The following is a 13,730-nucleotide window of genomic DNA, read 5'->3' as shown; positions in this document are numbered from 1 at the left end:
CTGCGACCGCTGGGCGCGGTGCAGCTCCAGCGCGGCTTCGGCGCGTGTGGCCGCTGCCCTGGCGGCCTCGAGCGTGGCCGGGACGAAGCCCCCGTGCGGGGCCACATGCGTCCTGAGCGACGACGTCGCACCATGCACCTTCTCAGCTCGAGCCCACAGTTGGTGGACCGCTCGTTGCTGCTCCCGACTCGTCAGGGTCGGCCATGCCTCGTGCAGGTTCTGGCCGTGTACCTCCGCAGTAACGATCCAGCCATGGCCCTTCGTCGAGCCCGCCCCGAGGATCTCAGGGGTGCCCGACCTCTCGCGGCAGCGCGCGCACGAGCGCGACCTCACCAGCCATGTCGCGGGCCGTGTGCGCGATCCGCACCGCGATGCCGTCGCCGACCCATGTCGCGTTCGAGTACCCGTTCGCCCGCCGCATCCGCGCGAGGTCGCCGCCGTGGCGGGTCCGGGCGAGGGCTGCGTCGGACGGCGCGCGATGCTGTTCGATTGGGTGGACGTCCGCACGGAATCCTGCGTCATCCGAGCACCATGGCACAGATCAGTACTCCCGAGACAGCAGCCGGCAGCCGCCCTCGATCACGACACGATGCCGAGGACCAGGTCGGTCAGAGTCGGGTCAGTCGGCCGGCCCTGGGCGAGTGCCCAGTGCGTTCGGCTCGCATGTGCGAGCCCGAGCGCGACCCGGTAACCCCGTTCGATATCGGAGCGTGAGATCACGCCGTCAAGTCCACTCGCGTAGGCATCGAGTTGGTCGGTCCCGGTGCTGAGCGTGAGCGAGGCGAGGTCGGCGCCGACGGGGCCGACGCCGAACGTCGCCCAATCGATCGCGACCGTCGTACCGCCGTCGACGGCGAAGAGGTTGCCCGCGGAGTAGTCGCCGTGGACCACCGTGACCGGCACGGTCTCGAGTTCGGCGAGCATCTCGTCACGTCGGTCCCAGAGAGCGACCAGCCGTGGGTCGGCCTCGAGGCCGCTCCAGTCGAGCGTGGTCACGGCGACGCGCTGAGCGAGCTGGTGTCGCGCCAGCCACGAAATGTCCGGGACGCGGGTCACGCCCTGCCACCGCCCCAAGCGTTCTGCTGCGACCGCCGCGTCCTCGCGCTCGCCGACGACTTCGGAGGTGTAGATGGTGTCGCTGTCGACTGTGAGCAGATCGGGCGCCGTGAGGCCGGGGCCGCGAGGAAGGAGGCCGCTCTCGTACGCCAGTGCCTCGCGCCGCCAGTACGCCCAATGGTTCGGCGCACGGGAGGCTTGAGCATGTCGCCCGGCCGTGAGCGGTCGCAGCCGCTTGCGCACCACGCGGCGGGTCACGGCCTCTCCGGACACCGTGAGGAGCCGCACCGTCAGCAGGTCGACGCCAGCCGTCGCCGCGCCGGTGCTCGCACTCATCGGAGAGGTAGCCACATCGAGGACCGTCGAATCGCTCGGGCCGAGTCCGATGAGCAGGCTGTGGGGGATGCTCGCAGGCAGCACGTCTCAAGCCTGCCAGCGGATCGCCGCGCCGTCCTAAAACTATGTGGATGAAACGACGGTTGATCCCCGGTCGTCGAGCAGCAAACTTGACGGGGTGGGCCGGCGATGCCGAGCAGCTCTGAGCCGCTGGCGCAGCGCCTCTCTTGAGCCGAACCCATCGACGGCGCGGCCTCGCCAATCGAGGGCGCGACTGCTCACATGTGCTCGGGCGATGTCTCGTTGGGATAGGTGAGCACGGGAAGCTTGTCCTCGACCCATGGGTCGTACTCGGGGTACCCGCACTCGTGGCTCTCCGTGGCGCGTGTGAAGACGGCGGTCTCAAGGGCGCGGGCGACGTCGGAGTCGAACTGACGGGCCGACGCCGGTGCGGATGGCCGGCTCTCACCGACCCCGTCGATCGTGACGACCGCGATCTCCACCTCCGGCTGCAGGGGACCGATGCGAGCCGTCGTGCTCTCGGTCTCGAGGAGCATGATCCACTCGTCCGTCGTTCCGCCCCGACTCACCACTCGGTACCGGGCCGCGCCCAGCACCGATCCCCACGTGACCGTGTGGCCGTTGCCGCCGCGGTGCAGCACCACACCGTCGGGCGGGGGCGGCGCCCCGGGCCGAGCTGGCAGGGGATACGGATCGCTCGGTTCGCTCGCCGCCGTGCCGGCACGCGCGATCACGCGCACCGCGCGAGTCGACGTCGGAACCGGGATCGTGATCCGGGGGCCCGGCGCGGCTCCGAGCACGCACCCACCGTCATGGTCGACGACCTCGTATCCCGTCACACTGGCCAGCTGCTCCACCGCGATCTCGTACCCGTCTGACCGCCGGACGACCGTGCCGATCACGGGACGCGCAGGAGTCGGATCGGTGCCGGTGATCTCCCACCTGTACCGACCTCGCTCGAGGTCCAGCTCCACCGAGGCCCGGCCGTCCTGGCCCTCCGGCGAGCGGGCGACGCCATCAACGTACAGGCGGCCTTGCCCAGCAGCGAACGACACCGTGACGTGTGCCTGCAGCCCCGCGACGGCGAGCCACCCGCTGACCTGTCCCCCCTCGCCGGTCGTGATGTCGATGCCGGCGTCGCCGTCGATCTCGGCCGCGAATTCACCAACTCTCATTCGACTCCCTCGCACGAGCGCGGCTCGCCGCACCCCGTCACGTTCGCGGATGACGGCGGCCTCCGCCACGACCGTCACACCAGACCAGGTGTGCTCCAGCGGCGTCGCGGACCGCACGACGTGGTCGGTGCCCTCCGCTGAGGCCACGGTCGCGCCCCACGGTGTTGCGACCGCCTTCACGTCGTCGCGATGCGACACGAGGGTGAGGAACGTTCCTCGGCCGTCGTAGTAGCGGCCGCGGGTGAAGGGGTAGCGACCACGCTGCTCACGGGGGCGCCGCTCGGGGTCGACCTCGACGTATGCCGCGCCCGGCTTCAGCTGCGCGATGTACGGAAAGTCGCCGTCGACATCGACGAACCAGGACAGCCGCGCCTCGGTCTGCTCGTCGGGGACGTCGTCGAGGATCACGAGGTAGTCGGCGTCGACCATCAGCACGCTGCGCGTGCGGTACAGCGGCGCTACGTCGGGAGCAGCCGTCAGCACGGCCATGCGCGCGAGGTCGAGATCGACGAGCGCGGAGTCGAGGTCGCCCCGGCCGATCGCGCGGTACTCCCCGATATCGCGGTAGCCGCCCGGCGCTTTCACACCGAAGTTGGTGGTCGCCTCGACGTCGCCGTACAGGCCGTCACCGACGTGTTCGGCGCCCGTGTGCGTCCACCTCTCGCCGGCCGCCGCGTAGTAGAGGCAACCGTTGCCGCCGCGCGCGGCCCGCCCCCAGCGGTAGTTGGGGCCGTCGTCGATCTGCTGCAGGATCACGACCGCCTCGTCCTCGGTGTGCGGCCGCGCCCGCATGACGACGCCGAAGCCGGTGTACGCACGTGACGGCAGCTCCGGCGGCAGGCCGCGACGATCCAGCGTGCCGCGCCGCAGCAGGCCCGCATGATCGAAGATCTCCGCACCTCGCGGTGCCCACTCGAAGTCCAAGGGCGGCGCCGTCCAGTACAGGTGCTCGCTCAGCAGCGGGTCGACCCGCTCCAGTTCCTCCGCGAGGACCCGAAAGATGCGCGGCACCGGCCCGGCGTAGGAATGGGCGCCGGCCGGCGGGTAGGCGCGCAACCCGTCGAACCGGCGCAGAGGCACCGACAGGGTGTTGATCAGCCAGTTGGCGAGATCGCGAAGCTCGGCCCGCGCCAGGCGGTTCCGCTGGTCGACGTGCCGCCGGAGATAGGCCGATTGCATGACGGCGTTGTCCAGGTGCGTGAAGGCATAGGTGCCGAGGTTCTCGGTCCAGCGGCCCGCGTGCGTGCCCCACGGCTGGACCGCCGGACGCGTGTGCAGGCGAAGGTTGAGCGCGATCACGTGCTCGACGTGATCCGCCATCTCGCGTGCCGCCGGATGATGCGGGAACAGCAGCGGTAGCAGCATCACCTGGCTGAGAACATCCGACAGGAAGTTCGGGTGCCCCGCGAGCATCGTCCGCGTCGGCATCAGCATCTCGTCGTGGCACAGGTACGCCAGGAACTGCAGCGACGCGCTGCCGAGATCGAACAGGTCGTCGTCGAGATCCGCCGCGAGCTGGTCGAACAGGGGCGCCAGCACGGTCGCGACCGTCCTCGACTCCACCGGCGCCGGCCCGGGCGCTGACCTCGGGCCGTCGATCGCGGTCCCCACCAGGGTGCGCTGGCCGCCGTCGAGCAGCTCGACCAGCCGCGCCAGCCGCACCTGCGCATCCCCGGGGAACCCATGGTCCTCGGCGTGGAACACGCGCGGGTACGCAGAGCGAGGTTCGCGGTGCCCGAGCACCCAGCCGCTGACCTTTTGAAGCGGGATCCACGACCTCCATCGCAGCCGGTCGGCCATCGCCGTACGGATGCCCGTGCCGGCATCGCCGGACCCGGTGCGCTCGAGCACGGCCAGACTGAGCTGCCGCTCGCCGTCGGCGAGCGGGAGCCGCCAGACCAGGTGTCCGTCGCGGAGGTAGAAGCGCACCGCGAGGGTGTTCGACGATCCCCACACCGCGTACTGGCCGTCGCGCCAGCGGGTGATGTCGTCGACGTAGACACCGACGGCCGGCCGCTCGCTGCCCTCCGTCCAGAACGCCGCCCAGGGGAGTCGCCACCAGGTGTTCCAGGCCTGGAACGGTCGGAGGTGGAACGGCAGCTCGCCGTCTTCCCGTAGGTCCGAGCCGAGCGTTTCCCAGCCCTCGCTGACGCTGCCGTGGACGTCGGGCCGGTGCGTGCCGTCGTGGCGCATCGCCGAGCGGAGCTGCTCGGGGTCGGTCATCGGGCGGTTCGGTGCCACGCGGTGCGTGAGCCCGGCGCGCGCGGTGAGCTCCAGGTGGCAGGTTCCGCCGCTGAACCCCTGCATGAGCTCGCGTACCTGCACGGTGTCCTCGCCCGCGACGAGTCGCAGTTCCAGCAGGAGCTGGCTGCCGTCAGCCAAGGTCGTGCGCTGGATCGCTCGTGCGAACAACGGACCCGCATCGAGGAGCTCGGTCTCGCGCTCGATGATGGCTGGCCCGGTGAGCCGGGCGCCCAGCTGCTCCTCGCCGTCAGCGCTCACCCGGTAGCTGAGGTGCTCGACGGCGGCGCTGATCTCGACCTGGATGGTCCCGTTGTCGAGTCGGATCGCCGACGACGTCCGCTCGCCACTGACCGCCGCGGGGTGCTCGAGCATGGGCAGGGCGGCATCGGCTCCGGTGCGCCAGCGCTGCCGGCTCGCCGTGGGCATCGCGGCGAGGAGGTGCAGTTCGGTCCCGACGGTCTGTGCCGGTACCTGACCGACCGGGGTACCGTCGTCATCCAGGACGGCGAGCCGGTCAGCCAGGGCGACGCCGTCGGGCAGCTCGACGCACAGCAGCGAGCGCGGCCAGCTGAAGGCCGGGTGCCGCAGGTCGTCGACGAGCTCGATCTCCAGGGTGTCGCCGCAGGTGCGGGTGGTCAGCATCGCGTATCGCGGCCACCGGGGATGGCAGCGCAGTGGGGTGGCATGAGGCAGGCATCCTTGCGTGTGTGTGGCCGGCAACCTAACAACGGCGTGTGGGCACCGGCGAGCTGCCGGAGAGAGACCGGACAGAACCGGACACGCTGCAGCGAGCCTCCTGCCTCACGCCACGGCAGCCGCGCACGAGCTGCGGATCGTCAGCTCCGGGAGCAGCATGATGTGCCGAGGCGTGCTGCTGGTGCGGACGTCGTCGATCCTGTCGACCAGGAGCGTGAGCGCCTCCCGGCCGAGCTCGGCGTTCGGGTGCGAGACCGAGGTGAGGGGCACGGCGGCCAGGTCGGCGTGGATGTCGTCGTAGGAGACGATCGCCAGGTCTTCCGGGATCCGGATGCCGAGGTTGAGCGCGACGTCGACGATGCGGCCGGCGTGCCCCTCCGCATGCACCAGCAGCGCCGTCGTCCCGCTCTCAGCACACCGTGCCAGCAGCTTCTCGATCGCGCCGGTGAGATCCTCGGAACGCTCGCTGGCGTACGGCAACGACACGTCGATCTCGTGGGTGAGGCCCAGATGCGCGGCGGCGCCGTGGAACCCGTCTCGGATCTGGTCGGCGACGAGCACCGAGTCGTAGATCGCGAGCGCTACGGCGTCATGGCCGAGGCGCTGGAAGTGCCGCAGCGCGAGGGCGACGCCGTGGTTCCGGTCCACCCGGACGTTGTCGAGCCGGTTGCCGTCGAGGACGTTGGAGAGATCGCGCTCGAGGACCACCACGGGCACCGGGATCGAGGTAGCGCGACGCGAGACGGCGTCGAGTGTGGTGCCCCTGACCGTCGGTGCGATGACGATGCCAGAGACACCCAGGCCGACCATCCGGTCCACGCACTGCTGCTCGGTCTCGACCTCGTTGTGCGAGCTGCCCAGCACGAGCCGGGCGCGCGCCGATCGTGCGTGCACCTCCATGCCACGCACGATCGAGGTGCAGTTGGTCGAGATGTTGGGCACGATCACGCCGATGAGCAGTTTGCCGGCCTCGACCTTGGTCGTGGCGTCGCTGCGCACGGCGCCGCCGTGCACTCGGGTGAGCTGGCCACGCCGGTCGAGCTCGATGATGTCGCGCCGGATGGTGACGTCGTTGACACCCAGACGCTGAGCGATCTCACCGATCCGGACCGTGCCACGCAACTCGACCTCGCGCATGATGAACGCGTGCCGTGACTCCGCGATGTGCTTACGGTCTGGATCCACCGGTACTCCGTTGTCCGTCGGGCGCATGTGTGAATATGTCCGTTTCCATGCCCGATCGTCCGGGCATTCTCGACGAATTGACAGCGGCACCGCAATCCCGGGCCTCGTGGAGCCGGAGATGAGAGAGGCTGGCGCGGTGCCTTCCGATCTCAACGTGATCGCCGGGCCGCGACCCGATCACGGCTTCGTGCTCGTGCTGCCGGGTGGTGGCTATCTCTCGCTGTCTCCCAGCGAGGCCGAACCCGTGTGCGACTGGCTCGCCTCGGAGGGCTTTCCGTGCGGCTGGCTCCGGTATCCGGTGGACCCCGCCCGCCACCCGGCGCCGCTGGCCACGGTCCTCGACGCCGTGCTGCAGCTGCGCGGGGTGGTCGACGGCCCCATCGCCGTGATGGGTTTCTCCGCCGGCGGTCATCTCGCGGGTTTGGCGGCCACCGCCACCTCCGAGGACATCGCCTCGCTCGCGTCCGGTGCCGAGTCGGCGCGGCCCGACCTCGCCGTGCTGGGCTATCCGGTGGTGTCGGTGCATCGCCGGCCCATGGGACGCATGGGGGACTCGCTGCTCGGCCCCGACCCCGACGACCCGGCTTCGCTGAGCTTGGAGAACCGGGTCACGTCTCAGACGCCGCCGTGCTTCGTGTGGCACACGGCTCCCGACCCGAGCGTGCCGGCCGACGAGTCGCTGAGGCTTGGCGCCGCCCTGGTCGCAGCGGGCGCCGAGGTCGAGCTGCACCTGTACCCGCACGGCGGTCACGGGCTCAGCGTGACTCGTGACGCGACCGTGCCGCGCACACGCAGGTGGCGTGAGGACTGCAGCAGCTGGCTGGCCGAGCACGGCGTCTCGACGCGCTGACGCGTGGCCGTCGTGGCCGCCGTCGTCGCTCCTCACGGTGCTAGCACGACGTCGATCTCGCACGGACCACAGGTGTCGATGACACGGATCGGCAGGTGCGGACCTGAGGCAACGCCGTCGACCGTCGCCGACACCACGGAGGACCCCTCCCCGCGCAGCCGGATGTCGAGGTCCCGGGATCGCCACCGCACACCTGTGAGCACGAGCTCACCCACGCCGAAGGGGAGGTGCGGCACCAACGACAACCCGTCGTCGTCGAACCTCATACCGACGACGCCCTCGTAGAGGAGGCGGAGGTACGCCGTCGCTGACCATGTCTGATCCGAGACCGAGGTCCACCACCGGCCGACCTGCCACCCGCCGCTCACACGGCCGTCGCGCGCGTCGTATACCTCGTAGAAGCGGCCGTTCGAGCCGGAGACGAGCGACGTGAGCTCGCCCAGCGTGCGATCGAGCTCGCTGTGCCGCCCGCGGACCGCCGCCGCCGCGCCCCACTGGCCGATCGCCATCGGCCACAGCATCACGTTGTGCCGGCCGGGGTGGGTGTCGGAGTATCGAGGGAAGTGCGGCGCCACGAGGGCCGGGCCTCGAGGCTCTCGGGCGAGACCACCGATAACCGCATCGGTCTCGGCGTCGTCGAAGAGCCGATGCTCGACGCCGAGCGCCAGGCCGAGCAACTCCTGAGAGACGTCGAGCGAGCCGTCCGGCAGCCGCAGATACGCCCACCGGCCGCCGACGGCGAAGTGCCGGCGGATCGCGGATCGGAGTCGGGCCGCGCGCTCGCGAAGCCGGTGGCGCTCGGCATCGGCGACGACGAGCTCGGCCGCGGCCTCGTGCCCGATCACGTACAGGATGTTCGTCGAGAGCGCGGCGATCTCGTGCGCGTCGGGGTGGTCGAGCACGAACGAGGAGTCGGTCGCGTTGTCGTCGGCGGGGAACGGGTAGCCCGAGATGCCGTCCTGCATCATGGCGCCGCCGAGGTACAGCCCGAGATCGTGTCGGAACCGGTGCTCGAGGACGTGCAGGCTGCGGACGGCGACACCGGCGGCCCAGCGCCGGAACGCGTGGTCGCCGGTGATCTGCACGTGCCTGCGGGCGCCGTGGATCCAGATCACCTGGTCCCACCCCTGGTCGTCCTGGGCGATGATCTCGCCCGACGACGTCAGCTCGCAGACCGCGCGCAGGGTTCGCTCGGCGAGGTTCGGGTCGAGCAGGCTGACCGCGCTCCAGCAGTTGATGGCGGCGTCCCGGGTCCATGGCGTCGGGTAGTCGGCACCGGCGCACAGCACCTCGGTGGCGTCGGTCGCGGCGACGTTGGACCGGATCGTCGCAATCGCGGTGGCGTGGAGTTCTCCCAGTTGCGGGTCCGCCGAGGCGAGGTGGGGTCCAAGCGTTGCGGTCATGGCAGCGGATGGTAGGTGCGTCGTCGCTGAGGACGTGAGCGGCGTGTCCGAAGATGTCCGTTCCTCGGGCGGGTCGGCTGCCGCATCCGCGAGCCTGGCCACGTTCTCGGTGGTGCTGTCCGGATTTGTCGGCTTCCAGGTCTGTTTCGTGTTCCGCGTCCGATCGGGTACTAACTTGCCGACAACGTCAAGGACGACCGGACAGACGAACATGGACTCGACGTCGAGCTCGACGCCCCAGCGGGTGTGATGGCTCTCCAACTACCCGATCACACCGGTCGCCCCCATCAACGCCCCTACCCATCACCTCCGATCAAGGAGTTCCTCGTGACGACCACTCGACTGTCCCGCCGTTCGCTGCTGCAGCTGACCGGTCTCGGGATCGGAGCCTCCGTCCTGACCGCCTGCGGCGGTGGATCACCGGAGGGCGGAGGCAGCCCGACCGGCGAGCCGTCCCGCGAGTACTTCTGGTCCGGCCGACCGATGGTGCTCGGCGACGAGCCGTTCGTGGTGGCGAAGGCGAAGGAGCTCTTCGACCTCGACCTCACCACGGTGTCGGTCGCGTACGACGACTACGGCACGCGGCTGCAGTCGCTCCTGGTCGGAGGGGATATCCCGGATCTCATGTGGGTCGCGAACCCGGATGAGGTGCAGAAGTTCGCGCAGCAGGGGGTGCTGGGCGAGGTCTCACGCGAGACCATCGCCGAGCACGCGCCGACGCTCTCGAGCGCGATCGACGAGCTCTGGCCGCAAGGGTGGAACTACCAGTTCACTCACGGCGCCAACTTCGGCATCCCCACGTACTTCAGCGGCGGTCGCTGGAGCTCCTCGAGCATGTGGCGCGGCGACCTGCTCGACGAGGCCGGGATCACGCAGACCCCGACCACGATCGAGGAGGCCGAGTCGGCGTTCGCCGCGCTCAAAGAGATTGGCGTGATCGGCATGACCTCCCTGGGAGCGAGCGATTTCGCCGCCTTCCACACCATCTTCGGCTCCTTCGGCGTGATGCCGACCGCCTGGCAGATGGTCGACGGTCGGATCATCAACGGTGCCGTCCGCGACGAGGCCCGGGAGGCGCTCGAGCTGCTCAGCTCCTGGTACGCGGCCGGCTACATCGACCCGGAGTTCTCGACGACCGAGGGTGGCGCGCAGGCAGCCCGCCTCACCAGCGGCGAGGTGGCGTTCATGGACTATGTCGCTGCCAACGCCCGTGACGAGAGTGATCCCAACAGTGCCGTCAACGTGGCGCGCAGCACCAACCCGGATGCCCGGCTCGACGCCGTTCGCGCACTCGAGGGCTCCGGTGGGCGGGGCGCGTGGTCGTGGGGTAGCGCCGGCAACAGTTATTGCTTCAGCGCCGACCTCGCCCAAGATCCGGGCCGGGTCGCAGCGGCGCTCGAGGCGTTCGAGGCGATCTACGCCGATACGGCGACGTCGATTCTGTTCGCGGCGGGCGAGGAGGGCACGCACTACGAGCTCGTCGACCCCGACGCCGGTCTCGAAGGCGGGATCACGTATCTCGGGGATTACACCGACAAAGCGCGGCGCGATGCCGAAGGATTCGGGCCGTACCCGTACTTCGGGATCCCGCAGGCGGACGTCTCGACGTTCCTGCACACGCCCGACCCCGAGCTCCGGGCGCAGCAGGATGCCGTCGCCAGCGACGGGATCGTGGACTACTTCGGCAAGGCGACGTCGGTGCCGGGTGCCGGGGCCTCGTGGGCGAACCTCACCAACCTCAAGGTGACGGCGTACACCGAGTTCATTACCGGTTCCCGCTCGCTGTCGGACTGGGACGGGTTCGTGGCGGAGTGGAACGCGAACGGCGGCGAGCAGCTGCAGGTCGCTGCGCAGCAGCTGGCCGACGAGCTCGGCTGACGAGAACGATCTGACGGCCGCCGTGCGGCCGACCGTCGGGGGCGAGGTGGCGCAGCGCCCCGACGGCGATCTACCAGCGCCCCGATGAGACGCGCCGTCGAGCGCGCACACGCTCGTTGCACGCAGGTACGGACAAGGGAGTCGATTCGTCATGCATGTCATCACCCCACGGGTTGCTGTCTCAGCAGCGCTGAGCCTCGCCCTGGCGACCGCGCTCGCCGCGGTGCCGTTCGGCGCCGATCCCGCGGCGGCCGACCCGACGCACCCGCCAATCGTGTTCCGCACCTCCGAGGGGGTGGATCCCGGTGATCTCGCGACGTTCTGGGGCGAGGGCCTGGGGCCGAACGCGGCGGTCGTGCTCACGGGCGGGATCGCCTGCCCGGTCGTCGGGGGCGACTCGGCGGGTCACTACGTCACATGTCATGTGCCGTCGTCGCTGCCGGCGGGGGAGTGGACCGCGACGGTGACGACGACGGCGGGCGCCACCTCGACGCAGATCAACGAACCCCGGCCGCTTTACATCGACCAACCGGAGGCGTGGGCCGGCCAGCAGGTCCGGCTGGTGGGGAGGGACCTGCAGCTCGGAGCGACCATCCCACTGGTGCGGCTGAGCCAGGGAGCGGCCACGGCCGCGGTCCCGCTCCTCGAACACAGTGAGTACAGCCTCCTGCTGGAGATCCCGTCGGCGGCGAGCCCGGGCACCTGGCAGGTGCAGGTCAGCACCGACGGCGGTGGCTCCTGGGTGACGCTGCACGAGCACAGCCTGGACGTCGTGCCGGTCGGCTCCGATCCCCTGGGACTGGGCACCGCGTGGGCCGATGACTTCGTCTGGGCCGAGGTCGACGCCGCCCAGCACGGCGCTACCGGCGACGGCACCACGGACGACCGGGCCGCGCTACAGGCCGCCGTCGATGCGGCGCACACCGCGGGCGGGGGATCGGTACGGCTCGGTGCCGGCACGTACGTGGTGAGCGGCGGGATCGAAATCCCTTCGGGCGTGACGATCGTCGGCGAGGGCGCCACGGCGACCACGGTGATCTACAGCGGTGACGGCGGGGAGAACCTGTTCGTGGCTGTTGACGACGCGATCACCGACGGAATGCTCGGTGTGGCGGACCTGCGGGTGGAGGTCTCCGCGACCGCGAACCTGCCCGACACGTTCTTCTGGCTCGGGCAGCCCTGGGACGCGGCGACACGCGATGCCTCGTTGCGGACCTCGAGCCGGATTTTCATCACCGGCGTCGAGCTCGACTACTCGACCACCGCGGCTCCGACCTCCGGCAGCCGCGGCCTCGGTGCCGTGTTCATCGCGGCGTCGCGGGTGCTGTTCGCCGACAACGACTTCACCGGCTACTCGGCGAACATCCAGCAGGCGTACGTCAACGAGTACATGACACTGCGGGACAACCGGTTCCACTTCTCCGACGGCCAGGTCACGAACGGCGCGAAGTACAGCACCGCCACGGGCAACGAGCTGATCGGCATCCCCAGTGCGACCCGCGGCGACAGCCACGGCATCCTGGTCAAGACCCACATCTATGTCGCCGACAACTACGTCGAGGGCTTCGGGAGCGCGCACAACAACGACGGCGAGCCGATCCTTGCGCAGCAGACCGGCGGCGGCACGAAGATCAAGGGGTCGGTCGTCTCGGTCTCGGGCGACACCCTCGTCGTCGACCCGGTCGGGTCGACGGACTGGCTGACGAACAACAACCCGTGGGACCGCTGGCACATTGCGATCATGGAGGGGCGCGGCGCCGGGCAGATGCTCCCGGTTTCGTCGCTGGACGAGGCGACCTCGTCGATCACCGTGGACGGCGCGTGGCTCGTGGAGCCGGATGCCAGCAGCACGTTCGTCGTCATGCTGCCGCTGGCCAATCTCACCTTCGTGGACAACACGGTCCAGGACAACGCCAAGGGCATCTGGTTCTACGGCGACTCCTACGGCGGCGTGATCGCGAACAACAGGACGATCGATTCCGAAGGAATCATGATCAACACAGCGCACTCGACGCTGCCCCGTCACAACATCAGCATGTATGACGCCGTGGTGGGCAACACCGTGTCCGGGGTCTCCCCGCTGTCCGGCCACGGCAGCATCGGCACCCGCCTGGGCGTCGGCACTGCTCCGGAGCTGCTCGGTGTGCTGGCCTACGGGCAGGAGTACCGCGACAACACGATCACGGGTGTGCTGCCCACGCCGCCGTCAGGGAACTATTCCGAGGCGCCGGACCGTAACGGCCTATATGCGGTGTGGGCGAACAACGAGCCCGCGCTCACGGTGGCACGGTCGGTGCTGTTCGAGGGCAACGAATTGATCAACCTCGACACGGGCATCGGCTTCGATGACAAGACCGAAGGTCTGCTGCTGCACGACAACTCTTTCGACAACGTGGACGTCGAGTACGACACCGATGTCTCACCGCTGCCGATCGTGACCGGCCCGCCCGCGCCCGCGGCCGAGCCGTGGTCGGCGGACGCCGTGTACACCGGTGGTGAGCGCGTCAGCGTCGGCGTAGCTACCTACGTCGCTCAGTGGTGGTCCCACGGGCAAGAGCCCGGGGCCAGCACCGTGGGGCCGTGGGCGCAGGTCGGTGACGCGACAGCGTGCGGAGCCGAGGAGCTGGCGGCGTGGACCCCATCGTGGGTCTACACCGGTGGCGAGGTGGCCGTGCACGACGGCGCGTCCTGGCAGGCGCGGTGGTGGACCCGCGACCAGGAGCCGGGGGCGTCCGAGTGGGGGCCGTGGGAGCAGCTCGGCTCGTGCTGAGTCACACCATCGGACGCAGCAGTGCGCGATGTCCGAAGTTGTCCGATGCGGGGGCCTGATCGTGCAGAAACGAACGGTGGACAGTCGCGGCTGGATAGCGTTTCACCGCACGGTCG

At 69.9% G+C, this 13,730-nt stretch carries 8 protein-coding genes; 3 read left to right on the top strand and 5 right to left on the bottom strand.

What is annotated here, in order from left to right; genetic code table 11:
• Window positions 1-283 precede the first annotated feature (283 nt).
• The 4 genes from ACOJSN_RS00580 to ACOJSN_RS00565 all read right to left on the bottom strand — a co-directional run bounded on the left by ACOJSN_RS00580 (window position 284) and on the right by ACOJSN_RS00565 (window position 6,713).
• Window positions 284-421 carry a hypothetical protein gene (locus ACOJSN_RS00580; protein WP_420110564.1) on the bottom strand — a complete coding sequence of 46 codons (138 nt, stop codon included), beginning with the start codon at window positions 419-421 and terminating at the stop codon, window positions 284-286.
• A gap of 158 nt (window positions 422-579) precedes the next feature.
• Window positions 580-1,476, bottom strand: coding sequence for a phosphotransferase (locus tag ACOJSN_RS00575; RefSeq protein ID WP_420110563.1), 897 nt, complete (start codon window positions 1,474-1,476; stop codon window positions 580-582).
• A 194-nt stretch (window positions 1,477-1,670) separates the two neighbouring features.
• Window positions 1,671-5,474: a hypothetical protein gene (locus tag ACOJSN_RS00570; RefSeq protein WP_420110562.1), complete on the bottom strand. Its 3,804-nt coding sequence runs from the start codon at window positions 5,472-5,474 to the stop codon at window positions 1,671-1,673.
• A gap of 159 nt (window positions 5,475-5,633) precedes the next feature.
• Window positions 5,634-6,713 carry a substrate-binding domain-containing protein gene (locus ACOJSN_RS00565; RefSeq protein ID WP_420110561.1) on the bottom strand — a complete coding sequence of 360 codons (1,080 nt, stop codon included), beginning with the start codon at window positions 6,711-6,713 and terminating at the stop codon, window positions 5,634-5,636.
• Window positions 6,714-6,831: 118 nt separating this feature from the next.
• Here ACOJSN_RS00565 and ACOJSN_RS00560 point away from each other — a divergent pair, with 118 nt between their 5' ends.
• Window positions 6,832-7,563, top strand: coding sequence for an alpha/beta hydrolase (locus ACOJSN_RS00560; RefSeq protein ID WP_420110560.1), 732 nt, complete (start codon window positions 6,832-6,834; stop codon window positions 7,561-7,563).
• Between the two features lie 32 nt (window positions 7,564-7,595).
• Here the strand turns inward: ACOJSN_RS00560 and ACOJSN_RS00555 are convergent, their stop codons facing one another.
• Window positions 7,596-8,966, bottom strand: coding sequence for a hypothetical protein (locus tag ACOJSN_RS00555; RefSeq protein ID WP_420110559.1), 1,371 nt, complete (start codon window positions 8,964-8,966; stop codon window positions 7,596-7,598).
• Window positions 8,967-9,293: 327 nt separating this feature from the next.
• Between ACOJSN_RS00555 and ACOJSN_RS00550 the strand changes: the two genes are divergently transcribed.
• Together ACOJSN_RS00550 and ACOJSN_RS00545 are read left to right on the top strand one after the other, a co-directional pair.
• Window positions 9,294-10,844 (top strand): extracellular solute-binding protein, encoded by a 1,551-nt coding sequence (locus ACOJSN_RS00550; protein WP_420110558.1) that lies wholly within the window; start codon window positions 9,294-9,296, stop codon window positions 10,842-10,844.
• A gap of 151 nt (window positions 10,845-10,995) precedes the next feature.
• Complete coding sequence (locus tag ACOJSN_RS00545; RefSeq protein WP_420110557.1) at window positions 10,996-13,614, top strand: glycosyl hydrolase family 28-related protein; 2,619 nt, start codon at window positions 10,996-10,998, stop codon at window positions 13,612-13,614.
• Window positions 13,615-13,730 lie beyond the last annotated feature (116 nt).

The sequence above is a fragment of the Pseudactinotalea sp. genome (genome assembly GCF_048594945.1).
Taxonomy (GTDB): domain Bacteria; phylum Actinomycetota; class Actinomycetes; order Actinomycetales; family Beutenbergiaceae; genus Pseudactinotalea.
This window is presented reverse-complemented; position numbering and strand designations above follow the sequence as displayed.

What these genes read in the sequence shown, in the direction of transcription:
- ACOJSN_RS00555 (WP_420110559.1), bottom strand. Translation starts at nt 8,966, where the DNA reads ATGACCGCAACGCTTGGACCCCACCTCGCCTCGGCGGACCCGCAACTG.
- ACOJSN_RS00560 (WP_420110560.1), top strand. Translation starts at nt 6,832, where the DNA reads ATGAGAGAGGCTGGCGCGGTGCCTTCCGATCTCAACGTGATCGCCGGG.
- ACOJSN_RS00545 (WP_420110557.1), top strand. Translation starts at nt 10,996, where the DNA reads ATGCATGTCATCACCCCACGGGTTGCTGTCTCAGCAGCGCTGAGCCTC.
- ACOJSN_RS00570 (WP_420110562.1), bottom strand. Translation starts at nt 5,474, where the DNA reads ATGCTGACCACCCGCACCTGCGGCGACACCCTGGAGATCGAGCTCGTC.
- ACOJSN_RS00580 (WP_420110564.1), bottom strand. Translation starts at nt 421, where the DNA reads ATGCGGCGGGCGAACGGGTACTCGAACGCGACATGGGTCGGCGACGGC.